Here is a 22303-nt window from a genome sequence, read left to right as displayed (position 1 = left end):
AGGGCTGCCGCAGGCTCGCCGGGCTGGGAAAGTGGCCATGCCGGCGGTTCAATCCTCCCGGTGAACAGACGCTCTCCGGAAGTAGTAGTCGGTGATGTTGTCGTAGGTGATCTCAGACCGGCTGGTCTCCCGGTTGTGCATGTATTCATAGACGTCGTGGAGCAGTCGTTGCAGATCTGCGACCGTGGTCTCCCGGGCATTGACCACACGCTCGATCGTGCCGGCCTCCAGCGGCGGCACGGCGCCCGGCCCAGCGCGGCCGAGGCGATCTTCGACGAACAGCAGGGCATCGCCGGGGGTCAGCGGCAGCAACTCAAGCAGGAGTGTCGGCACCCGAGACCTGTACAGGGCGTCCTCGAGCTCCACGCCGGAGTAGAAGGTCTCGCCGAACATCACAACGTTCGGTCCCGCCAGGCGGGCCAACTGGCCGAGCTCGATGGTCAGGTCGTCGGATGGGGGAAGCCGAATGATCGCGGTGACGTCGCCCAGGTGCATGCGGCTGAGCGAGGCGTGTCGCCGGGCGGCGTCGGCGTTGTCGTCCAATTCGATGATGCCTTCGGCATCAAGCTCGTAAGCGATCCAATCAAGAATGAGGTCGATCCTCTCCGAAATCGATCTCGACGGCGAGAGCGGCCTTCTTCCCAAGTCCAGCGTGACGAAACGCCGGCCTTCACCGGCGAGCACCTGCTGCAGGTATTGGATGCAGCGGTGGATCAGGGTGGACTTGCCGGTCCCGCCCCTGCCGTGGACCACGACGAAGAATCCCTTCGCGACGTCCTTCGCCGTCCGCACAGTGGACTGGAACTCGTGAAACGCGCGCCCGGATCCGCCGACGTCGACGTACAGGTCTGGGTCGGCGACGCCATGCATGGCGAAGGGGTTGGTCCAGGTTCCTGGATCGGCGAGCTCCTGGCCGAATGCGGGTATGGGATCGACCTGCTGAGTCAGGTCGGCGACCATAGTGGCGTTCAGGATGAGGGCTTCGCTTGCGGAGATGCCATCCCAGGCGTTCGCCGCCTCGGAGTTCAGATGGATGCCCAGGACCTGGCCCGTCGCGATGTCCACCACCGGCGATCCGCGATTGCTCGGCACGGCGAGACAGTCATGAATCAGGCGGTCTCCGCGGACGCCGATGATCTCGCCCGGCTGCACCCGATAACCCATGGGCGCGCCCTCCAGTACAAGATCAGCGTCGTCGTGTTCCGGGGACGGACCGAGCACGAAGACTCTCCGCCCGACCAGGTCGGGCGGCTCCGCCGGGACGATCGGCAACGGCTTCGGTAAGAAGCCGACATCCGGCGCGAAACTTGCAACCCTCAGGCCAGGGATGTTCGACACATTGATGTCCACCCTGACCGACATTCGGCCTGATCCGAAGTCCGCCGTTCGCAAGGCATGCACGCCCAGGGAGAGCACTGCCCGGGGCGCTACGGCGAAGCCAAGCGCGCCTCCCGGCTCGACCCTGCACAGAGCCTGGGCCGCGGCCGACACCGTCGCCGGCGCACGGCTCAGGTCCTCCCAGCCCGCGGGCGGATCGTTGACCAGGTCGTCAATCAACAGCGCCGGTCGCAGGCGAATCCAGAAGGCTCGCACCGCGTCCCGTAGCGGCATGACGCCGGGCGCGCCGTCCAGCCGTGAGATCGAACGGAACACCTCCCTGATGCGACCCTCGCGCCACGCGGCGTTGAGGATCGTGGTCCACGACAGTTCCGACGTCGGCATCGGACCCGTGCCGGCGAGAAGAGCATCGTTGGGATCCGGCAACAGTGCCGTGAGGCTGATCGCCAGCTCGGCGAGGACCGGGAGAATCGGCTGCTCGGCTCGGGCCACCGCTGCGGCCCGGTCGGCCAGTTCGCGGCGCAATGCCACGAACCATCGGTCGTCGGCGGCCTCACCGCGACGCGCCGCCTCGGCCTCGGACAGCCAGCTCTCGGCCGCCACCGGGTCGAGGAAGTTCATCGCCGTCAGCTGCTGGGCCTCGGCCAGCCCGGGCCGGCTGTCCCACGGCGTGCCGCGAAGGCCGTATTCCCACAGCATGCCGGCCACGTCGCGCAGCCGTTGGATCCCGTGCTCGGCCACCAGATGTTCGAGGAGCTTGTCGCGCAGTTCGGGCGCCATCACGTAGGTCGCCTCGTCGATCTCGTCGCACAACGGTGAGAAGATCAGCGACGCCTCGGCCGTGTAGGGCAGTTGTTCGGGCGGGTCGAGGAAGTAGTTGACCCGCAGCAGGTGGATCAGTTCGGGGTTGAGCACCACGGGCAGGGCCGCGTGGGCGGCGAAGCTGACGAATACGTCGCCGTAGCGGCTTCGTACCGCCTCCAGCGGCTCGTCGGCCAGGTCCCGGCTCATCGCAGTGGCCGCTCGACCGTGGCCGGATGTCCTCGCAGGACGTCGACCGCCCGGTGCATCCCTCGTTCGGTCATCGGGAACATCGGCACGTGCCGGGCGATCGCCGCCGCCGTGGTGCTGGCCCAGCTGTCCGGCGGCATCGGGTTGAGCCAGGCCACCCGGGCCCGCCGGCGCCGCAGCCCCTTGAGGAAGGCGGCCGTGTCGAGCAGGCGCAGCAGGTCGTAGCGTCCTCGGGCGGCCCCGCCGTCGCTGATCACGACCACGGCGGGGCGGGCGCCCTGCGCGGCGATCGTTCGCTGCCCGCTCACCGGGGTCGTCAGGCTGGGGTCGCTCATCACCGCGTCGGGCGCGAGCGGCGGTATGTCGCCCAGAATCGGGTCGAGTGCGGGGAACAGTGACCCGCCGAGCGGGTCGAGCAGGGCGGGGTCGGTGCCGGCGACCGGGCTGTCGTGGAAGTAGAGCGTCGTCACCCTCCCGAGCCGTCCGGCCTGGCCGATCGTCCGGCAGACCTCCGAGACGTACGCGGAGAAGGGGGCCATCGATCCGAGCCGGTCGATGAGAAGCAACACCTCGGCCCGGTTGACACGCGCGGGCCGCAGCACCGGCGCCGTCACCACCGCGCTGCGGATCCGCTCCCGCACTGTCGCGTCCACGTCCAGTTCCGTACGAGGCCCTTCCCGCACCGGCCAGCGCAGCCGGCGCCAGGCCTGGGCCACCGCTCGTTGGTTGACCGGATGGTGCGAGAGGAAGATGTGACGGCGCCCGACGCCGGGCCGACGGTCGGAGCGCAGGGCGGGAAGCCGTCCGACCGATGTGGCTTGGGGCGGAGGTGCCGGGTCACCTCCGGCCGGGATGGCGGGAGGTTCCGGGGACGGGTAGTCGGTGGTCTCGCCGGTGGCGGCAGGCGTGGGGGACGGCTCGTCGGTCCGCCACCAGTCAACGTCGACGTGCTGGTCGAAGAGCGTCCGCACGACGGTCTGTTCGTCGCGGGAGCCGGCCCACAGCGCCACCACCACGGCGCGCAGGTCTTCCGAGGAGGACCAGCCGAAGCCCTCCCGGAGCGCGGTACGGACGGCCTCGTACTCGGCCGGGCCGATCGCGAATCCGCGGCGCCGCAGCTGCTGGTAGAGGGTCTGGACGAAGACGGTCACGGTTGGGCCCGCGCGCGTTGCTGATCGGAGCGGTCCTTGAGCAGCGCCTCGACGTCGGGATAGGCGGCCAGCTCGGCTGGGGAGACGCCGCGGGACTCCTCGTACCGGACCCAGTCGATCAGCTCGGCCAGGCCGGGCCGCTTGGCCAGGTCGAACTTGCGGAGTTCGTTGATCGCGTCGACCGCCGCCGCCGACATCTCGTCGTCGATGCCGTGCAGGCGCAGGATCTTCTCGGCCTCGGACGGGTCGGGGAACTCGAGGTAGTGGAAGACGCAGCGACGCAGGAACGCCGGCGGTAAGGGCTTCTCCTCGTTGTGGGTGATCACCACGAACGGGCGAGGTGTGTCGGCCCGGTGGGTGAGGCCGGGGACCTCGGGGACGGTGAACTCCATCCGGTCGAGTTCCCAGAGCAGATCGTTGGGGAAGTCGAGGTCGGCCTTGTCGATCTCGTCGATCAGCACGGCCGAGCGGCGTCCGTGCCCGGCGCGGATGATCGCCCGGCCCAGCGGGCCGTAGGTCAGGTAATTGGCCGCGTCCCGGGCCTTCGGATCGTGCAGCTGCGAGTCGTAGAGGCGCCGCACCGCGTCGTATCGATAGAGCAGGTCCTGGGCGCTGCTGGTCGACTTCACATAGGCGACCTCGAGCGGCATCTCGAGCGCGTAGGCCACCGCGTGGGCCAGCCGGGTCTTGCCGCAACCGGGCTCGCCCTGCAGTAGCAGCGGGCGGCCCAGGGCGATCGCCAGGTCGACGACGCGTACGAGGTCGGGGCTGGGCAGGTAGGGGTCGGGCCGCACGGTCACCGGCGGCGGGTTCTCCGCGGCGACGTCTTCGCCCACGTCCTCGATCTCGCGCGATTCGGGCAGGTCGGCGAGGGCCGCGGCGTAGGTCTTCACGATAGATCGCCCGTCCGTTCCAGATAGTCAAGCGCCCGTTTCAGTTCGGCCTCGGTGCGGTGTTCCTGGATCACGCCGTAGTGGAAGTCGAGTCGTTCGTAGACCTTCACGATCGGCAGGCCGGACTGCCGGTCCTCGATGAGGTCGGCCAGGATGACGTCGGCCCATCGGATCATCGAGTCGCGCGGCAGCGCCATCGCGTTGCCGATTCCCTCGACCCAGGCCTGGACGTCGGCCACGGTGAACTTGGGGTCGGGCAACATCACCACGTCAGCCGGCGGCGCGGTGCCGGGCGGCACGCCGAGGACGGCGACGAAGTGGTGCGGGTAGGTGCCGGGGAAGATCGCGGCGATGCCCTCGCGGATCTTGGTGACGTCGTCCGGCTCGGTGGCGTGGATGGCCAGAATGACGTGGTGCCGGTCGAGCTCGGGCGCGATCCGCTTCAGGCGTTCTACGACGAGGTCGGCCGAGGTGTGCAGCGGGTGCACGATGAGCGCGGGCCGGCAGGGTGCGACCTCCTCGCGACGCCAGCCCGGGTATTCCGTACCCCGCTGTTTGAGACTCTCGCAGAAGTAGTTGAGCAGTTTCGGGGTCGGCGTGGCGAGAACGAAGACCGAGGCTCGGCACGGCATGGGCAGGCTACCGGCGCAGACGAAGACCGGACGTTTGAGATCGAACAGGTGAACCTGGGCCACCTCGGACGGGTGAACTGGTGGAGGCCGGCGGACGCGGTCGTACGCCGTCAGGCCGGACCGGATGCGCCGGAGCTCGGCCGCGCGCTCGGAGGCCCCGGCGGTGGGCAGGACCCGCTCGATCAGTTCGAGGAGATCCCAGCGCGGGCCGTCGTACGAGACCTGGAGGGAGCCGACGATCAGCTCGATGTCGGCCCGGGTGCTGGAACGCTCGCGCAGCATCAAGGGGGTGGGCGCGAAGTCGCGGATCATGCCGTCCCGGCCCGCGCCGGTCTGCATGATCGGTAGCTCGCACAGCGACGCGACGAGGTCACCGGTGAGCCCGCGGAGAACAGCGACCGAGTCCGTCACAGCGCCGACCATAACCGGCCGGTTCGCGCCTCGCGACCACCCGGACGGCCAAAAGGAGACGACCGATTTGTCGCCGATCTGACGAGCCTGAGGGGACGGTTCCGGCCGTAGGCTCTCGCCCATGTCGAACGACTTGCTCGGACCCGGCGACGTGCTGCTCGAGTCGTTGCCCGACGAGGTCGTGGCCACGATGGAGGTTCGCGACCGCTGGCTGGCGGGGCTGAAGAGTGCCGACGGCGGCCTGGAGTTCCTCGTCGTCGACCTGCAGGCGTGGGTGCCTGGTCAACGGATCCGGGTGGCCTTCCGCGGCGGCGACCCGGGCCTGTGGGCCGACATCGAACAGGCCACGGCCCCGATCAGCGCGGTGGCCAACCTCCACCTCGACTTCCGCGCCGGAGGCGAGTTCCGTACGTGGTCCGAGCAGGACACCGAGCATGCCGCGGAGATCCGGGTCGCGTTCGACCGGAAGGGCTACTTCTCCCTGGTCGGGACCGACAGCGTCAATCCGCGCATCGGGCTGCCTCAGGAACCGGTCGGTGGCCGGCCCGGCCAGCTCAGCCTCAACCTCGGCGGGTTCACCGTGAATCGCCCGGCGACGTGGGCGGGCACCGTGCGACACGAGTTCCTGCACGCGCTGGCCTTCGGGCACGAACATCAGAACATGCGGGGTCCGTGCGAGGCGGCGTTCCGCTGGGAGGACGACCCCGGCTACCAGCCCACCCAGGACAACCGCGGCGGGTACGTCGTGGACGCCAGCGGCATGCGGCCGGGCGTCTACACCTACCTCTCCGGCTTCCCCAACGGCTGGTCGAGGGCGAAAGTGGACCACAACCTGCGCACCCCGGCGAACACCGCGGCCCTGGTGGCCGGGCCCTTCGATCCCGCGTCGGTGATGCTCTACCGATTCCCGGCGCTGTTCTATCGCAGCAACCCGAGCCCGTGCGCCCCGGTCGGGCCCGGACAGGAGCTGTCGGACGGTGACCGTCAGGGGCTGACGCTGCTCTACCCACGCGACGACGTGGCCACCGACGCGGCTCGGGGTCGTCGCGAGAACTTGGCGCGAGCGCTGGAGTCCACGCCCGGTGACGACGGACTCGAGTCGTTCCCCGGGCCGGTCGCGGAGTTCAGCCGCGAAGCCGCCGCTCGCCTGCGCGCCTGCCTCGGTAGCGCCGAGTGACGCTCGAACAGGACCTGATCGATGCCCTCCTGAAAGTGCCCGGCATCGAGGACTGCGCGGTCCGCACGATGCTGCTGGACCGTATCGGGAAGAACATCTCGACGGCCCTGCATCGCAACCCCAACCCGCGGGTCGATCTGGGCACGGCGATCCGCGAGCTGAAGGGGCTGGGACGGCTCGACAACGGCGAACGTCCGGTCGTCATCATCGCCCAGAACGCCCGGCGGCTGTGCGGGGGAACCGAGCTCGGCCGTGAGTTCGATGTCCTCGTCCAGCGGTTCGAGGCGGAGTACGGCGGTGAGCCGCCGCCCGCCGACGACCTGCCGGACCATCTCGAGGTGCTCCCGTTCGGCGGCGACGGCGAGTGGGTCGCCACCACGTTCCTGGAGCACGCCCATCGCACCGGCGGCGCGGTCGCCCGGCTGCGGGTACCGTATTTTGAGCAGGGCGTCTTCCGCCGGCCGGTTCGCGGGGTCGGCACCGGCTGGCTTATCGGCCCGGGCCTGCTGCTGACGAACCATCATGTGGTCGCGGCCAGGACCCGCGGCGAGCCGGAAGTGTCGAGCCGCGACTTCGAGCGCCAGGCGCTGAAGATCGAAGCCTGGTTCGACTATCACGTCGAGGGCGGCGAGAAAGTGCCGGTCCCCGTCACCGCGCTGGTCGCCGCGAACGAGACCCTCGACTACGCGGTGCTGCGATTGACCGACGACAAGCGGGCGCCTCTGCCTCGCGCGCTTGGGCGGCCGGTGTTTCACGAGGGCATGCGTCTGAACATCGTGCAATGCCCCGGCGGCGGCCCGCTCCGGTACGCGATCCGCAACAACTTCTTCGTCGCGGCGGGCAGCCGGCCCGAACGGGTGCGCTACGTGACCGACACCCTGCAGGGCTCGTCCGGCGCCCCGATCCTGGACGACGACTGGCAGGTGGTCGCCATGCACCGGGGCTATCACAAGATCGACCCGGCGAAGCTGGCGGGCGACGCTCCGCGTTCCGCGGTCGTGAAGTTCCTCAACGAGGGCGTCGTCATCGCCGACATCCTGGCCGACCTGCCCTCCGCACTCCGCGAGGAGATCGAACAGTCCTACGTCAGTGGCGAATGAAACGCGCGTCACATTTTCTGCATTTCGTACATTTGTCTCTTGGGCGGGGATAACTTCTTGCGGACGGATCAACCGCTCGTGAGAAGGAAGCCGCAGCGTTGCCCCAGTCGTTCGTCGAGTCCGCGAACCCGATCACCGTTGTCGCCCTGGTCCTCGCCGTTTGTGCGCTGCTGGCGGCCCTGCTGCGCCGCCAGGTCAAGCCGGCCGCCGAGGCCGCCGGCCGGGCTGTGCTCGCCCGCCTGCGACCACGTCTGCCCGCCGGCCTGCGCCGCCTGGCCCGCCGGTCGTACGACCGGGTCGAACCGGCCACCGTCCGCGCCGTCCTCGTGGCGGCGGTCGCGGCCGGGATCGCCTGGTTCGCCGCCGAGACCCTGCACCTGGCCGGCGCGGTCACCGCGTCGATCTCAGCGATCCTGTCCGTGCACCTCAGTTCGCACGCCTCGATGCGGGAGGGGGCGCAGCGCCTGGTCGGCACACTCGCCGGAGTGGCGGTCGCGGTCGGCGTGTGGGGCGTGTTCGGCCCGAGCCCGGTGTCGATCGCCGTTATCGCAGGCTGCGGGCTGGTCGTCGGCCGGCTGCTGCGCCTGGGCGACGGATCGGTCACCGTGCCGGCCACCTCGCTGGGCGTGCTCGTCACCGGCGGGGCTGTCACCGGGGCCTTCGCGTGGGACCGGGTCGGCGCGACCGGGCTGGGCATCGTGATCGGCGCGATCCTGTCGCCGCTGGTCGGCGGGATGACGCCGCTGGAACGGGCCCGGTGCAAACTGGCGCAGCTGTCGACCGAGATCGCGCGGCTGCTCGGCGAGCTCGGGACCGGGGCGGCCCGGGGGTACGGCCGGGATCAGGCGGCGCGGTGGCTGGCGCGGTCCCGCGAGCTCGGCGAGATCCTCGGCGAGGCCGTCGACGCCGTGGAGGATCTCGACCGGCAGGCCCGCTGGTCGCTGACCACACCGTCGGAGACCGTGGCCCCGGTGCACCACACGTTCCGTGTCCTCGAACACGGCGTGCACCAGGTGAACTCGGTGGCCCGATCGATGTTCGACGCATCCGTCACCCCGCGCGGATCCGTCGTCCCCGATCAGATCGGGCCTCTGCTGACGGCCGCGTCCGAGGCGTTCGCCGCGCACGCCGGGCTCGAGACCGACCCGCGCGCCGACCCCACGCAGGACGCCGACAACCTCGAAGAAATGCTCGACGGCCTGCGCGAGGCACGACGCCGGACGCTCCACAAGGTGCGCACCCAGATCGACGACACGGGGGTGCTCGTCCTGGCCGGATCGATCATCACCGACATCGACCGGATGGCCGGGTCGCTGGAGCGGTCGGCCCCGGCGCTGACGGTCGGCGCGCACGAGAGCGGCCCGGGCATCCCCGCGGTCTCGGAGGTCGTACCCGCCGTCCGCAGTTTCTGGGAGAAGGCGACCGTACGGAAGTAATCGCGGGAACCGGACGGCCGCCTCGAACGACCATCCCCGGTGCGATACGGGATATGGGCGGCGGCGACGGCGCTGGTGACATTGGTGGTGGCTCTGCTGTTCGGCGGGGGTGTGGACAGCGAGCTGTTGCCCGGCATCCCCAGCCCCGGACCGTTCACCGAGTGGGCCCTGCCGCTGGCCGGCTTCCTCACGAACGCGCTCGGCGTGCTCGCCGTCGGCGCCACTGTGACCGCCGCGTTCCTGCTGCCCGGCGACGGTGTAAGCGTGGCCGCGCACGGCTGGCTGCTGCTGCGCCGTACGACGTGGCTCGCTCTCGCCTGGGCCGCCTCTTCGGTCGCCGTGCTGGTCCTCACCGTCTCCGACGTGCTCGGAACCCCCGTGACCGGGCTCAGTTCACCCGCGATCAGGAGCTTCGCGTTCTCCATCTCGCAGGGCCAGGCCCTGGTCTGGCAGGCGGCCCTCGCGTTGCTGCTGGCCGCGCTCACCCGGGCCGACGTGTCGCGCGGCCTGGCCGCCGTCACCGCGATCGTCGCCGCCGTCGCCCTGCTGCCTCCGGCGTTCACCGGTCATGCGGCGTCGGCCGGCAATCACCAGATCGCCGTGACCAGCCTTGCCCTGCACGTCCTCGCGGCCGCGCTGTGGGTCGGCGGGCTCGCGGGCCTGCTCGTCGTGCGTCGCACCCGGCGTTTCGCCGACACCGCCGCCCGCTACAGCCGTCTCGCGTTCGCGTGTTTCGTCGCGACCGCGGTCAGTGGTGCGGCCAATGCGGGCGTACGCCTGACGAGCGTGTCGGATCTGTGGGCCTCACGCTATGGCGTACTCGTGCTGGTGAAGGTCTTGGCTCTGCTCGCGGCCGGCCTGCTCGGCGCGCTGCACAGAAGCCGCACGCTGCCCGCCCTCGCCGCCGGACAAACCCGCGCGTTCCTGCGTCTGGCCGCCGGGGAACTCGCCGTGCTCGGCGCCGCGGTCGGCCTGGCCGTGGCGCTGTCCCGCAGTCCGACCCCCGTGCCGTCCGTGCCGGAAGACCCCGACCCCCTCGTCGACCTGCTCGGTTTCGCCATGCCCGCCCCGCCGTCGGGCTTGCGGATGCTCGGCGACCCGCTGCCCGACCTGTTCTTCCTGACGCTCGTCGTGACAGGCGTGGGGGCGTACGTCGTGGGGGTCCTGCGCCTCAGGAAGGCCGGGCATGCGTGGCCGTTGAGCCGGACGGTGTCGTGGATCGGCGGGATGCTCCTGCTGGCCGCGGTGACCAGCCTCGGCATCGCCAAATACGCGTATGTACTTTTCAGCGTCCACATGGTGCAGCACATGGTCCTGTCGATGCTCGTGCCGATCCTGCTCGTCGGCGGCGCTCCGGTCACGCTGGCTCTGCGTTCGCTCAAGAGGCCGTCAGATCCACAAGCTCGGGGCGTACGGGAATGGTTGTTGCTCGCCCTGCACAGCCGGTTCCTGCGGCTGCTGAGCAATCCGATCGTCGCGCTCGCCGTCTACGTGGTCAGCCTGTACGGGCTCTACTTCGGTGGCTTGCTGGGCACGCTCATGCGCTACCACCTCGGGCACCTCGCGATGCTCACCCACTTCGTGCTGGCCGGATACCTGCTGTTCTGGGTGCTGATCGGCGCCGACCCCGGCCGCCGCCGCGTGCACCCGGCGCTGCTCACGATCGTGCACTTCCTCGCGATGGCCGCGCACGCGTTCTTCGGTTTCGTCCTGCTGCAGTCGACGACCGTCATCGCGCCGGACTGGTACAGCGCCGTGCACCCGCCCTGGGCGGTCTCGCTGCTGGACGACCAGCACCTCGGCGCCGGCCTGGCGTGGGCGTTCGGGGAGCTGCCCGCCGCCGTGATCCTGTTGCTGCTGGTGCGGCAGTGGATGCGCAGCGACCAGCGCGAGCAGGCCCGCCTCGACCGGGCCGCCGACCGCGCCGACGCCTCCGGCGAGGAGGACGACCTGGCCCGCTACAACGCTTTCCTGGCCGCCGCGGCCCGCGAACGCGACTGAATCTTCTTGGGAACTCCGGCCGTTGGCCGAACGACTACCCACGGACTCTCCACCGAGAAAGAGGATCATGCAGACTCTCGCCCGGCGTTCGTTCGCCCTCGCCGCCCTGGCCACGCTGTCCGTCACCACGCTGTCCGCCTGCGGCGGCACCTCGGCCGAGACGGCCGCTCCCGCACCGACGGCCACTTCGGCCCCGGCCGGCGCGCTGAGCATCAAGGACCCCTGGGTCAAGGCGGCCGACAAGGGCATGACCGCCGCCTTCGGCACCCTGGTCAACAACACCGACAAGGACGTCACCGTCGTGAGGGTGGCCTCGCCGGCCTCGCCGATGGAGTTGCACGAGATGGCCATGGACGACGGCAAGATGGTGATGCGGCCCAAGGAGGGCGGCTTCGTCGTCAAGGCCAAAGCCAACCACGAGCTCGGGCCCGGCGGCGACCACCTGATGCTGATGAACCCGTCCGCGCCGATCAAGCCGGGCGACGAGGTGCAGTTCACGCTCACCCTGTCCGACGGCAGCACGATCCCGTTCAGCGCGGTGGCCAAGCCGTTCGCGGGCGCGGGCGAGAGCTACGCGCCGAGCGGGGTGCCGTCGATGGCGGGCATGTGACGATGCGCCGCCGATCCCTCCTGCGCGGCGGCGCGCTGGCCGGTGCCGGCGTCGTCGCGGGGGCCGCGGCCGGGGCCTCCGTCGCCCGCGGTGATGACACCCCGGTCGCGGCCCCTTCTTTCACCACCGGCACGGGCGTGATCCCCTTTCACGGCGTACGGCAGGCCGGGGTGACCACCGAGCCACCGGCCCATGCGGCGTTCGTGGCCTTCACGCTGCCCGGCGGCACCGACCGGCGGGCGCTCGGCCGCATGATGCGGTTGCTCTCCGACGACGCCCACCGGCTGACGCGTGGAGAACCGGCGCTGGGCGACACCGACGCCCCGCTCGCCGTGCTGCCGGCCCGGCTGACGATCACGTTCGGCTTCGGTCCGGGCCTCTATCGCGCGGCCGGAGAGACGGCACCCGTACGGGACCTGCCTGCTTTCAAGATCGACCGCCTCGAAAAACGCTGGTCGGGCGGTGACCTGCTGCTGCAGATCTGCGCCGACGACCCGCTGACCGTGACGCACGCCCAGCGCATGCTCATCAAGGACACCCGGCCGTTCGCGGCGGTGCGGTGGGTGCAGACCGGCTTCCGGCGCAGCCCCGGCATGCACGAGCCCGGCTTCACCCAGCGCAACGTGATGGGCCAGCTCGACGGGACGGCCAACCCGACCGGCGACGTCATGGACAACGCGGTGTGGGCAGCCGACGGCAGCAGCCAGCTCGTGGTGCGGCGCATCCGGGCCGAGATGGAGAAGTGGGACCTGCTCAGCGTCACCGACAAGGAGAACTCGGTCGGGCGGCGGATGGACACCGGGGCGCCGTTCACCGGCGTGAAAGAGCACGACGAGCCCGACTTCGCGGCGCTCGACAGCACCGGGCTGCCGGTCATGCCCGACTACGCCCACGTCACCCGGGCCCACGTCACCGACCCGGCGCTGAAGATCCTGCGACGGCCCTACAACTACGACGGCGTGCCGAACGCGGCCGGTCATCCGGACAGCGGGCTCGTCTTCGCGTCCTATCAGGCCGACATCGAACGGCAGTACGTGCCCATCCAGCGCCGCCTGGCCGACAAGGACCTGCTCAACGAGTGGATCACCCCGATCGGGTCGGCGGTGTTCGCGGTGCCGCCGGGCTGCGCCGCCGACGGGTGGATCGGGGAGCGGGTGCTGGGGTGATCCGGCGGATGCTGGTGGCGCTCGCGACGGTGGCCGCGGTGCTGCTGCCGGGAGCGCCGGCGTGGGCGCACAACCAGCTCGAAGGGTCGTCGCCCGCGTCGGGGGCGGTCCTGCGGGTCGCGCCTTCGACGGTGACGTTGCGGTTCACGCAGGAGCTCAACCCGTCGTTCACGACGATCGCCGTCTCGGACGCGGCCCGCCACCGGGTTCCGGCCTCGGAGCCGGTCGTCGACGGAAACAGCGGCAGCGTCACTGTGGACGGACCGATGGGGAACGGGGTCTACACGGTCGCGTTCCGTACGGTCTCGGTCGACGGGCACACCGTGCAGGGGTCATACAGCTTCGCGGTCGGTGCCGCCCCCACCGTTGCCGCGGCTGCCCGGCCCACTCCGAACAGCGACGGGATTCCGAGCACAGTGTTGATCGGGCTGGCCGCGGCCGGTGTGGTGCTCGTCGGTAGCGCGGTGTTCCTCTTCTCGCGACGGCGTACCTGAGTCGGCCGATCCCGCCTTCGGCACCGCGGCCGACGGTCCGCCAAGCCGGCAGATCCCATTGGCGACGCTGCGGCTGGCGGGCGAGCCAAGTCAGCAAACTCCGCCATTCCGCCGGGGAGGGCGGGTGGCCGGCGTCCTCGAGCCGGGCGTGCCGTGCAGGAAGACGACCGGCGCGCCGGCGGGCTCGCCGTACTCGGCCCAGCCGAGCACCCGTCCGTCCGCCAACCCGAATTCCGTCTCGCCTCCGTGGTTGATCTACGTCCGTCCTGGAGGATAGGCGGGCGTCGCTCCAATCGTCTCCGCCACGGAGGCCGGCAGCGGATAGGGCTTCTCCACCGGCGCCGCTGTCAGGTCGCCGGCGGCCACGCGTCGGGCCAGCGGAGTCACGTCCACGATTCCGGTGATCCACTCGTTGGCGTAGCGTTCCGCGGCCTCGCCGGACAGGCCCATCTGCAACGACCGGTGGGGCAGGGGCTGCAGGCGCGGTGACCGTTCCGGGTCCCACTGGACGCGGACCGGGCTCCGCTTGACGGCGGCCGCCCACGTCCTGCGGTCGGGGTGCAGGTCGCGGTCGTAGTGGCTGAGGCAGGCCCGGCTCAGCGCCCACTCGAAACCGTCCCGCCGGATTTGCACGGCCAGCACGTGCTCCTGACCGGGCTTGGTCGCCCAGCCGCTGCGATACATCATCCACAGGAACGAGGGCTTGATCCACGTCATCCGGGACAGCTTGAACGGCGGGACGAAACGGCCGGCGGCGAGCGCGGGCAGGGCGATCTCGGGGGAGTACGCCTGGTAGACGGTGACGGTGCTGTCGTCGTACGCGGCCCGGATCTGCCGGAGGGGAACGGTCACGCGCTAACAATGATCTCGCACGGTCGTGTTACGAAAGCGAATTTCAACGCAGCTCGTGACCATAGCGTTCGGCCAGGGCTTCCAGGCGCGGCTCACCGTACCGCTCGACCAGCGCGGCGAATCGAGCTTTCTTGTCCTCGCCGAACCGACCCACGATCTCGGCGTACGACGACGCGGTCACGAAGCGCGGCGGCGTCGTCTTGCTGTGGAACTTGTCGGCGTACATCACCAGCGTCTCCTCGGGACTCTCGGCGAGGTAGTCCGCGACCGGCAGCGGAAGACCCTGCCCGCGTACGTCATCCCGCGTGATCCCTACCCCCGTGTGATGCGAGCAGAAGCGGGCGAGCGCCGCCGGCATCCCCAGTCCGCCGAGCAGTTCCTCGCCGAGAAGACCGTGCCTGATGTACGCCTCCCCGCGCGCGAGCCGATGGACGCCGATGTCGTGCAGCAGCGCCCCAGCCCGTACGAGTGGCTGGTTTTCGTCAGTGAGCAGCTGCTCGGCGATCTCGCACACGATGCGGCAGTGTGTCCACACGAGCTCGAACGCCGCGGTGTCGGGTGCGAAACGGTCATGCAACGCGCGGATCTCGGCGTCGGTCGGAAGGTCCACCGCAGCAGGCTACTCAGCCCACGGGTCGGTGTGGGCGCGCAACTCCGTGAGGATGTCGCGCAGCGTGTCCGTCCGGTCGTCACCGAGCAGCGCCGTCCACTCGGCCTCAACCTCGGCGACGGCGGCCGCGGCGAGGGGTACGGCTCGGGCCCCGCGCTCGGCGATGCGGATCAGCCGGGCCCGCGCGTCGGTCGGGTCGGGCACCCGCTCGACGTAGCCGGCCCGCTCGAGCTGGTCGACCAGGAACCCGGCCGACTGCTTGGTGATCTGGGCCTGCTCGGCGAGCTCGGTGAGGCGGTTGCCGCCCGGCCCGATGCGCTGGAAGACCCGCGCCTGAGCCGGCGTGAAGTCGTCGAACCCGGCCGCCGCTAGGGCCGCGAACACCCGTGTCTCCATCGCCCGGTACGGGATGAAAAGCAGCAATCCGAGATTGAGCCCGTTGTCACTCGGCACGGTCACCCTCTTGTCTTTAGTCAGAGCCTCTGACTAACTTTACGTCATGGGTTACCTCACCGAGGATGAGAGCTGGCAGGTCATCGCCGCCCAGCGCCGGGCCCTGGCCGACCTGCTGGAAACTTTGACGCCGACGCAGTGGAGCACCGCTTCGCTCTGCTCCGGCTGGCGAGTACGAGACGTGGCCGCCCATGTGGCGCTGGCATCCCAGCCGCTCGGCTGGAGCCTGCTGCGCGACGCGGCGCGGGCCCGCGGCAGCTTCCACCGCCTCAACCGCGACGTGGCTCTCCGGGCCTTCCCGGCCGCCGACGAGCTGATCGCCGTCCTGCGCCGCGACGCCGACTCCCGGCGGCTCCCGTTCGTCACGAACTATCGCAACCTGGTGCCCGACATCCTGGTTCACGGCCAGGACATCGCCCTGCCGCTCGGTCTCGACCACCCCGTGCCCGTTCTGGCTGCCCGCGCCGGTGCGGCCCACGTCTGGTCGATGGGCTGGCCGTTCCACGCCCGCCGGCGCTTGGCCGGCCTGCAGCTGTCCGCCACCGACGCCGACTGGCGGGCCGGCAGGGGTTCCACCGTCGCCGGACCGATCGCCGCCCTGCTCCTGCTCCTGACCGGCCGGGTGGCAGCCGCCGCGCCTCACCTCCACGGCCCCGGCGCGGCCTTCCTGGCCTCCACGGACCACCCGGGCGCCACAGGCAAACTTCGCTGACCGGCCCCGAGCCCCCACCCGGCCCACCGGCTCCGTTGGCCGGCTCCGGGTCCCGGCCGGCCTGCCGGCTCCGTTGGCCGGCTCCGGGTCCCGGCCGCGCTACCAGCTCCGTTGGCCGGCTTCGAATCCTGGCCGCGCTACCAGCTCCGTTGGCCGGCTTCGAACCCCCTCGGGCCACCAAGGCCGTGCCCGGCTCGGAGGGGCCGGCATTGAGCCTGCTCAGGTTTCGGTCGGAGGCGGCGGCGGGGGAGGGCGCCGAGGATCAAGCGCTTACGTGAATGCTCCAAAGCGTGCCAATTCTGAGCGCGCGACAACATGTCTCTTGACTAGTTGTCATGCCGCGCGAGAAGCTGGCTCCCGCGCCGATGGCAGGCGCGGAAGGAGAAATCATGGCCGACAACGTGCACTCTGCGGTGGGGTCGGCGCGCCCCCGTGACTTAGGCGGCCTGTTCAAGTGGCTGCTGGAGGCTCACCCCCGGGACGCGCTGCGCCTGTTGTGCGGCGCCCGGCTCGACGGTGCGGGGGTGATCCACGACGAGCCGCCCGAGCCGCTGGAGCAACACGATCGCCAGTGCAGCGGGGCGTTCCTCGTGCTGCGCGGCGACGGAGTGCCGACCGACGTCTACCACATCGTGGTTCAGGTGGAGCGCACCGAGGGCTTCCAGGAGTGGATGGTTACCTGCTGGTCGAGCCTGGCGCTCAAGTACAGCCGTTCGGGTCATCGGATCCATCAGGTTGTGCTCTGGCCGCTGGGTAACGGATATCCGGGCCGTTTCAGGCGTGATCGGTCCCGGCTTGAATACCGTTCGGTCAGTGTTCCCGACGACCCGGATCCCGGAATGTTGCTGGCCAGCCCTCTGGCGCCGCTGGCGTTGTGGTCGCAGAAGCCACCGCCTGACCTCGTAGAACGGGTCGTCGATCAGATCGCGGCCACGACCGTGCTCGAGGAACAGTTGGTCCAGGTCGAGCTGTGCATGCTCGCGGGAGGGGATCTGGCGGCGGAGGTTCTCGACGCTCTGGGCAGGAAGGGCCTGAACGACGTTGTCGAGCAAGCGAGGTCGGACCGCGAGATTGAGCAGGGCCGGTTGTAGGCCTCCGGGGCGACCGCCGGCCCGCCGGGATCAGCGGGTCGGCCGGGCGGCTACCGGGTCGAAGCCGAAGGGGAGTTCGAGGCGGTGAGCCCGCAGCAGGGGCTCGTCGGTGAGGATCTCGGGGGTGGGGGCGTCGGCGACGATGCGGCCCGCGTCGAGGATCACCGACCGCGGGCACAACTGCAGGGCGTACGGGAGGTCGTGGGTCACCATCAGCACGGTCACCGGCAGGGGCTCGAGGATCTCGGCCAGCTCGCGGCGGCTCGCCGGGTCCAGGTTGGACGAGGGCTCGTCCAGGACGAGGATCTCGGGGCGCATCGCCAGGACGGTGGCTACCGCGACCCGGCGGCGCTGACCGAAGGACAGGTGGTGCGGGACCTGGTCGCGGTGGGCGCTCATGCCGACCGCTGCGAGAGCCTCGTCGACGCGGGTTTGCAGCTCGTCGCCGCGTACGCCCAGATTTTGCGGGCCGAAGGCCACATCCTCGGCGACCGTGGGCATGAAGAGCTGATCGTCGGGGTCCTGGAAGACGATGCCTACGCGGCGGCGGATCTCGGCCAGGGCGGCTCGGTCGGCCGGGTTGACGCGGGCGCCGGCGACGTCGATGGTGCCGGGGCCGCCGTGCAGGATGCCGTTGAGGTGCAGCACCAGGGTGGTCTTGCCGGCGCCGTTCGGGCCGAGCAGGGCCACCCGCTCGCCGGGGGCCAGGGTCAGGTCGATGCCGTGCAGCACCGAGGTGCCGTCGGGGTAGGCGAAATGCAGGCCCGCGACGCGCAGGGCCGGGGTGGTGCCGGCGGCCGGGTCGGCGTCGCTCATGGTCACTCCACTCGTTGGTGCTCCGGGCCCGATCATGTCAGCCGTGCCTGCGCCGGATGCGTTCCGTACGCCCGGAAGTGCCGCGCCTCATCCGAGAGCCGGGCCGCATCCGGAACCTTGAGCCGCCTCATCCCAGCGCCGCGGCCAGGGCGATCCCGGCGGTTGCGGCGGGCAGGACGGCGGCGGCCACCCACTGCGTGACCGGCGCGCGGTCGTTCTCGGCGCGGGGGAGCGTGCCGGTGTAGCCCCGGGACACCATCGCGAGGTAGACGCGTTCCCCGCGCTCGTAGGCGCGCAGGAACAGGGCGCCGACGCTGACCGCGAACGCCTTGACCTGCCACAGGAAGCGGGGATCGTAGCCGCGGGACAGCCGGGCGATCCGCATGCGGCGGGCGTCGTCGGCCAGCACGTCCAGGTAGCGCAGCATGAACGTGGCGATCTGGGTGAAGACCGCGGGGCAGTGCAGCCGGTCGAGGCCGAGGATCAGGTCGCGCATCGTCGTGCTCGCGGCCAGCAGCAGCGACGCGAGGACGCCGAGCGTGCCCTTGGCGAAGATGTTCCACGCGCCGTGCAGTCCGTCGACCGACAGGGACAGGCCCAGCCAATCGATGCGCTCGCCGCGACCCGCGAACGGCAGCGCGATTGCCAGCAGCACGAACGGGAGCTCGATGGTGGCCCGTTTCGCCAGCCAGAGGGCGGGGACGCGGGCCAGCACCGCGACCACGGCCAGCAACACTGCATAACCCGCAAAGGCCCAGAATTCCGTACGGGGAGTGACGACCACGATGATCGTGAAGAGCAGGACGGCCGCGATCTTGACCTCGGGTGCGAGGCGGTGCACCGGGCTCGCCCTCTCCAGGTGCAGGGGATGAGCGTGCCCGGCGCCCACGTCAGGCTCCCGCGTCGGAGGTCTTGCGGCGGCGGGCGACCCAGAACAGGCCCGCGCCGATGCCGAACGTGATCAGCACGCCCGCCGTACCGGCCAGGGCCGTGGACAGGAAGCTGTTGCCGACGCCCTTGATGCCGTAGTCGGCCAGCGGGCTGTCGCCGAGCTGGTGCTCGCCTTCCTGCTGGGCCATGCACGTGCCGCCGGTGATCTCGTCGTCGGCGTTGAACGTGCACCCCTCGCGGGCCGCGTAGTCGAGGCCGTCGGGGCTGCCCGACGCGAAGTTGCTGACGACGCCGGCCAGCAGCAGGGCCACGAGCAGGCCGCCGGCCAGGAACCATCCGAGTCGCTTGGTCATGCGTTCACTCCAACCTCGGAGATCGTGGCGGGCTTGCGGAAGCGCCGCAGGGCGTACACGAGGTCGGGCCGGACCTTGGCCACGGTGACGACCGTGGTCGCGGCGATCAGGCCCTCGCCGATGCCGATCAGGATGTGGACGCCGGCCATCGTGCCGGAGATGACCGGCAGGGAGAGGTCGGTGGTGCCGCCGAGCGCGTACTCGAGCACGAAGCCCTGCGAGGCGACGACGACGCTGACGATCGAGGCGATCAGGGCGGTGGTGCCGAGGCCGGTCGGGGTCTTGGGCAGGAAGCGCAGCAGGGCGACGACCAGCAGATATCCGGCGGCGGTGCCGAGTAGCGCCATGTTCGTGATGTTCAGGCCGAGCGCGGTGAGGCCGCCGTCGGCGAAGAGCAGGCACTGCACGATCAGCACCGTCGAGACGCAGAGCGCGCCCACCCACGGGCCGACCAGGATCACCGCGAGCGTGCCGCCGAGCAGGTGACCGGAGACGCCCGGCAGCACCTGGAAGTTGAGCATCTGCACGGCGAAGATGAACGCCGCGACCAGGCCGGCCATCGGGGCCAGGCGCTCGTCGAGGTCGTTTCGAGCCTTCCGTACGCAGATGGCCAGCGCGACGACCGCGAGGACCGCGAACACGGCCGACACCGGCCCGTCCACGATCCCGTTGGCGATGTGCATCGCCGTCGTCTCCATGACGCCTCCCCAAGTGGATCTTGATCGCAAGCTTAGGAATATCCCCCGCTGTTGCAAAGTCTTGGCAAATGAACGTGAGATGGCAACTAGGAGTTCGCTGCATCACTGGCAACGGATGGGTGAGAAGTGCTAATGCCCTGGTCGCGGAGGGGTGCCGATGTCGGATTCGCACTGATCGAGGCGGAGTGGGCGCTCCGGTACGGGTTTTCGGGGGGACGCGCGATCGGGGACAGCGCGGTCGCGAGCGACGGGTCCGGGCGGCGCGGGGGCCGGGACTGGGCGGCGCGGGGCCGGGACTGGGCGGCGCGGGGCCGGGACTGGGCGGCGCGGGGCCGGGACTGAGCGCCGCGCGGCCGGGACTGAGCGCCGCAGGGGCGCGCTGTGGAGTGCGTGGCCGGGCTAGAAGAGGGCCAGTTGGCCTGGGGTGGGCTCGCGGCGGGCGGCCAGGCTGCCCCGGAAGACCCAGGGGTGAAACTCGGGGGTGGGGTCGGCGTCGGGGGCGGCCGGGGGCGCGCCGCCGGTCAGGGCCCACAGCGACGGGCCCAGGTTGATGCCGCGGGCGCGCAGGGCGCGGCGCATCGCGAAGCGGTCGAGCGGGATGCGGGCCGTGGCCAGGTCGGGGATGGGCAGGTCGTGGCGCATGCTCATCAGGCGGCGGTTGCGGTCGACGATCTCGCGGGCGGCGGGGGCCGTGAAGTGGGTCGCGGCGTGGTCGCCGACGGTTTCGCGGATCAGGGCGGCGCCCGCCTCCCACGCGGCCTCGACCGTGCCGAACGCGGCGAGCAGCTTGGCCGCGGTGGCCGCGCCGAAACGGCGTACGCCATGGAGGTTGTCGGAAGGGTCTCCTCGCAGGGCGGCGAAGTCGCGGTATTGCCAGGCGTGGACGCCGTAGAGCTCGGGCAGGCCGGCGGCGTCGATCAGCACGGCCTCGCCGAAGCCGCCGTTGCGCACGCGCAGCACCGACGTGGCCTCGTCGATCAGGGCGAACGCGTCGCGGTCGCTGGTCATCAGCACCGAGCGCCAGCCCGCGCCCCGGGCCGAGGCCGCAGCGCTGGCCAGCACGTCGTCGGCCTCGTAGGCGCGGGGGACGACCACGCACACCCCGGCGTCGCGCAGCAGGGCCGGCGCGGCCAGCAGCTGGGCGGTCAGGTCTTCGGCCTTGTCGGGGCGGTGGGCCTTGTAGGGCGGGTAGTCGCTGCGGCGGGCCGACTCGTCGGGGCAGTCGAAGCCGACCACGACCGCGTCGGGCCGCAGATGGGCCGCGGCCCGGGCCAGATAGCCGACCAGGCCGCGCAACGCCCAGATGGGGTTGCCGTCGTCGTCGGCCCAGCCGTCGCCCGCACCGGCGTGGTAGGCGCGGTGCAGCAGACTGTTGCCGTCGAGGACGAGCAGGAGCGGGTCGGGGCGCGGCACCTGAAAGAGACTACGCCGGGGGTGCGACGCTCTCGCGGACGACGAGGTCGGGGGCGATCGTGCGGCGGTCGGAGCCGGGCACGCCCGACTCGATCTGGGCCAGCAGCAGCTCGAGGGCCGCGGCGGCGACGGCGTCGAAGTCGGGGCGCACTGTGGTCAGCGGCGGGTTGTAGAACCCGGCCTCGGGCACGTCGTCGAAGCCCACGATGCTCACGTCGGCCGGCACCCGGCGGCCCTGCTCGTTGAGCGCCCGCAGCAACCCGAGCGCGATGTGGTCGTTGGCCGCGAAGACCGCGGTCACCTCGGGCAGGCGGGCCAGCAACTGTCCGTTGCGGTAGCCCGACGCGGCGCTCCAGTCGCCGGTGAGCAGCGGCGGAACCTCGCGGCCGGCTTCGCGCAGCGCCGCCTCCCAGCCCTGGGCGCGGCCCGCGGCGTCGAACCAGTCGGCCGGCCCGGCGATGTGCCACACCGACGCGTGGCCCTGGGACAGCAGGTGTTCGGTGGCGGCGCGGGCCCCCGCGACCTGGTCGATCGTGACCAGGGTGGACAGGCTGGCCGGGTCGCCGTCGATGGTCACCAGCGGCACGTCGCCCGGCAGCTTGGCCAGGGCGGGGCTCGCGCTCGCGACGGGGGCGATGACGACCAGGCCGGCGACGCGCTGGTCGAGGTGGCGTTCGACCGCGTCGGCGATCGAGCGCTCGTCGAGGCTGCGGACGCTGCCGACGTTGACCGCGAAGCCGGTGGCCTGGGCCGCCTCCTCGAACGCGGTGAGCATCGACGCGGGCCCGTACAGCGAGGAGTTCTGGGCGACGACACCGATCACCTTGGACGTGCCGGTGACCAGGGCACGCGCGGCACGGTCGGGCCGGTAGCCGAGCTCGGCGATGGCGGCCCGCACCTTGAGCCGGGTCGGTTCGCTGACGTTGGGGTGCTCGTTGAGCACGCGCGACACGGTCTGGTGGGACACCCCCGCCAGACGGGCGACGTCCATCAT

22 protein-coding genes are annotated in these 22303 nt (G+C 70.9%); 9 read left to right on the top strand and 13 right to left on the bottom strand.

The window, feature by feature from the left end:
* Positions 1–48 precede the first annotated feature (48 nt).
* From EER30_RS41050 to EER30_RS41035, 4 genes are read right to left on the bottom strand one after another with little or no spacing between them, the layout of a single operon-like run.
* The gene (locus EER30_RS41050; protein WP_127507284.1) at positions 49–2349 is read right to left on the bottom strand and encodes a trypsin-like serine peptidase; all 2301 of its coding nucleotides are present in this window, start codon (positions 2347–2349) and stop codon (positions 49–51) included.
* A complete protein-coding gene (locus EER30_RS41045; RefSeq protein WP_164842672.1) occupies positions 2346–3500 on the bottom strand; it encodes a VWA domain-containing protein in 1155 nt (384 codons plus the stop codon). The genes EER30_RS41050 and EER30_RS41045 overlap by 4 nt, the downstream gene beginning before the upstream one ends.
* Positions 3497–4393, bottom strand: coding sequence for an AAA family ATPase (locus EER30_RS41040; protein WP_240670631.1), 897 nt, complete (start codon positions 4391–4393; stop codon positions 3497–3499). Before EER30_RS41040 ends, EER30_RS41045 begins: the two co-directional genes overlap by 4 nt.
* On the bottom strand, positions 4390–5436 hold the full coding sequence (locus tag EER30_RS41035; protein WP_127507280.1) for a hypothetical protein: 1047 nt from the start codon (positions 5434–5436) through the stop codon (positions 4390–4392). Before EER30_RS41035 ends, EER30_RS41040 begins: the two co-directional genes overlap by 4 nt.
* A gap of 121 nt (positions 5437–5557) precedes the next feature.
* On the opposite strand from EER30_RS41035, the gene EER30_RS41030 reads away from it, so the two are divergent.
* From EER30_RS41030 to EER30_RS41000, 7 genes are all read left to right on the top strand, one after another.
* Complete coding sequence (locus EER30_RS41030) at positions 5558–6613, top strand: zinc metalloprotease (RefSeq protein ID WP_127507278.1); 1056 nt, start codon at positions 5558–5560, stop codon at positions 6611–6613.
* A complete protein-coding gene (locus tag EER30_RS41025; protein ID WP_127507276.1) occupies positions 6610–7713 on the top strand; it encodes a trypsin-like serine peptidase in 1104 nt (367 codons plus the stop codon). The genes EER30_RS41030 and EER30_RS41025 overlap by 4 nt, the downstream gene beginning before the upstream one ends.
* Positions 7714–7811: 98 nt before the next feature.
* Positions 7812–9149 (top strand): FUSC family protein, encoded by a 1338-nt coding sequence (locus tag EER30_RS41020; RefSeq protein WP_127507274.1) that lies wholly within the window; start codon positions 7812–7814, stop codon positions 9147–9149.
* Between the two features lie 39 nt (positions 9150–9188).
* On the top strand, positions 9189–11150 hold the full coding sequence (locus EER30_RS41015) for a bifunctional copper resistance protein CopD/cytochrome c oxidase assembly protein (RefSeq protein WP_127507272.1): 1962 nt from the start codon (positions 9189–9191) through the stop codon (positions 11148–11150).
* A 67-nt stretch (positions 11151–11217) separates the two neighbouring features.
* On the top strand, positions 11218–11760 hold the full coding sequence (locus EER30_RS41010) for a copper chaperone PCu(A)C (RefSeq protein ID WP_127507270.1): 543 nt from the start codon (positions 11218–11220) through the stop codon (positions 11758–11760).
* 2 nt (positions 11761–11762) lie between these two features.
* Positions 11763–12926 (top strand): Dyp-type peroxidase, encoded by a 1164-nt coding sequence (locus EER30_RS41005; protein ID WP_127507268.1) that lies wholly within the window; start codon positions 11763–11765, stop codon positions 12924–12926.
* Positions 12923–13420, top strand: a complete 498-nt coding sequence (locus EER30_RS41000; protein ID WP_240670630.1) for a copper resistance CopC family protein — start codon at positions 12923–12925, stop codon at positions 13418–13420. Before EER30_RS41005 ends, EER30_RS41000 begins: the two co-directional genes overlap by 4 nt.
* A gap of 255 nt (positions 13421–13675) precedes the next feature.
* On the opposite strand, the gene EER30_RS40995 is transcribed toward EER30_RS41000, so the two are convergent.
* Genes EER30_RS40995 through EER30_RS40985 form a run of 3 tightly spaced genes read right to left on the bottom strand, consistent with a single transcriptional unit; the run spans position 13676 to position 15341 of the window.
* Positions 13676–14272, bottom strand: coding sequence for a DUF4291 domain-containing protein (locus tag EER30_RS40995; protein WP_127507266.1), 597 nt, complete (start codon positions 14270–14272; stop codon positions 13676–13678).
* A gap of 43 nt (positions 14273–14315) precedes the next feature.
* On the bottom strand, positions 14316–14882 hold the full coding sequence (locus EER30_RS40990) for an HD domain-containing protein (protein ID WP_127507264.1): 567 nt from the start codon (positions 14880–14882) through the stop codon (positions 14316–14318).
* A 9-nt stretch (positions 14883–14891) separates the two neighbouring features.
* Positions 14892–15341, bottom strand: a complete 450-nt coding sequence (locus EER30_RS40985) for a MarR family winged helix-turn-helix transcriptional regulator (RefSeq protein WP_240670629.1) — start codon at positions 15339–15341, stop codon at positions 14892–14894.
* Between the two features lie 40 nt (positions 15342–15381).
* Between EER30_RS40985 and EER30_RS40980 the strand changes: the two genes are divergently transcribed.
* Together EER30_RS40980 and EER30_RS40975 are read left to right on the top strand one after the other, a co-directional pair.
* Complete coding sequence (locus EER30_RS40980) at positions 15382–16047, top strand: maleylpyruvate isomerase family mycothiol-dependent enzyme (RefSeq protein WP_127507262.1); 666 nt, start codon at positions 15382–15384, stop codon at positions 16045–16047.
* Between the two features lie 335 nt (positions 16048–16382).
* Entirely contained in the window at positions 16383–17138 is a 756-nt protein-coding gene (locus EER30_RS40975; RefSeq protein ID WP_127507260.1) for a hypothetical protein, read from the top strand.
* A gap of 30 nt (positions 17139–17168) precedes the next feature.
* On the opposite strand, the gene EER30_RS40970 is transcribed toward EER30_RS40975, so the two are convergent.
* The 6 genes from EER30_RS40970 to EER30_RS40945 all read right to left on the bottom strand — a co-directional run bounded on the left by EER30_RS40970 (position 17169) and on the right by EER30_RS40945 (position 22303).
* Positions 17169–17954, bottom strand: coding sequence for an energy-coupling factor ABC transporter ATP-binding protein (locus EER30_RS40970; protein WP_127507258.1), 786 nt, complete (start codon positions 17952–17954; stop codon positions 17169–17171).
* Positions 17955–18081: 127 nt separating this feature from the next.
* The gene (cbiQ, locus tag EER30_RS40965) at positions 18082–18843 is read right to left on the bottom strand and encodes a cobalt ECF transporter T component CbiQ (RefSeq protein WP_127507256.1); all 762 of its coding nucleotides are present in this window, start codon (positions 18841–18843) and stop codon (positions 18082–18084) included.
* 1 nt (position 18844) lies between these two features.
* Positions 18845–19198, bottom strand: coding sequence for a PDGLE domain-containing protein (locus EER30_RS40960; protein WP_127507254.1), 354 nt, complete (start codon positions 19196–19198; stop codon positions 18845–18847).
* Positions 19195–19896 carry an energy-coupling factor ABC transporter permease gene (locus EER30_RS40955; RefSeq protein WP_127507252.1) on the bottom strand — a complete coding sequence of 234 codons (702 nt, stop codon included), beginning with the start codon at positions 19894–19896 and terminating at the stop codon, positions 19195–19197. The genes EER30_RS40960 and EER30_RS40955 overlap by 4 nt, the downstream gene beginning before the upstream one ends.
* Positions 19897–20295: 399 nt before the next feature.
* Positions 20296–21309, bottom strand: coding sequence for a 5'-3' exonuclease (locus EER30_RS40950; protein ID WP_127507250.1), 1014 nt, complete (start codon positions 21307–21309; stop codon positions 20296–20298).
* A gap of 10 nt (positions 21310–21319) precedes the next feature.
* A complete protein-coding gene (locus tag EER30_RS40945) occupies positions 21320–22303 on the bottom strand; it encodes a LacI family DNA-binding transcriptional regulator (protein ID WP_127507317.1) in 984 nt (327 codons plus the stop codon).

Source organism: Actinoplanes solisilvae (assembly GCF_003999975.1).
GTDB classification, from domain to species: Bacteria; Actinomycetota; Actinomycetes; order Mycobacteriales; family Micromonosporaceae; genus Actinoplanes; species Actinoplanes solisilvae.
The sequence above is the reverse complement of the archived record's forward strand: the minus strand, read 5'-3'. Positions and strand labels throughout refer to the sequence as shown.

Excerpts from the sequence above, each read along its gene's own strand:
- EER30_RS41050 (WP_127507284.1), bottom strand. The coding sequence starts at position 2,349 with ATGAGCCGGGACCTGGCCGACGAGCCGCTGGAGGCGGTACGAAGCCGC.
- EER30_RS41030 (WP_127507278.1), top strand. The coding sequence starts at position 5,558 with ATGTCGAACGACTTGCTCGGACCCGGCGACGTGCTGCTCGAGTCGTTG.
- EER30_RS41010 (WP_127507270.1), top strand. The coding sequence starts at position 11,218 with ATGCAGACTCTCGCCCGGCGTTCGTTCGCCCTCGCCGCCCTGGCCACG.
- EER30_RS41005 (WP_127507268.1), top strand. The coding sequence starts at position 11,763 with ATGCGCCGCCGATCCCTCCTGCGCGGCGGCGCGCTGGCCGGTGCCGGC.
- EER30_RS40980 (WP_127507262.1), top strand. The coding sequence starts at position 15,382 with ATGGGTTACCTCACCGAGGATGAGAGCTGGCAGGTCATCGCCGCCCAG.
- EER30_RS40975 (WP_127507260.1), top strand. The coding sequence starts at position 16,383 with ATGCCGCGCGAGAAGCTGGCTCCCGCGCCGATGGCAGGCGCGGAAGGA.
- EER30_RS40970 (WP_127507258.1), bottom strand. The coding sequence starts at position 17,954 with ATGAGCGACGCCGACCCGGCCGCCGGCACCACCCCGGCCCTGCGCGTC.
- EER30_RS40960 (WP_127507254.1), bottom strand. The coding sequence starts at position 19,198 with ATGACCAAGCGACTCGGATGGTTCCTGGCCGGCGGCCTGCTCGTGGCC.
- EER30_RS40955 (WP_127507252.1), bottom strand. The coding sequence starts at position 19,896 with ATGGAGACGACGGCGATGCACATCGCCAACGGGATCGTGGACGGGCCG.
- EER30_RS40945 (WP_127507317.1), bottom strand. The coding sequence starts at position 22,303 with ATGATGGACGTCGCCCGTCTGGCGGGGGTGTCCCACCAGACCGTGTCG.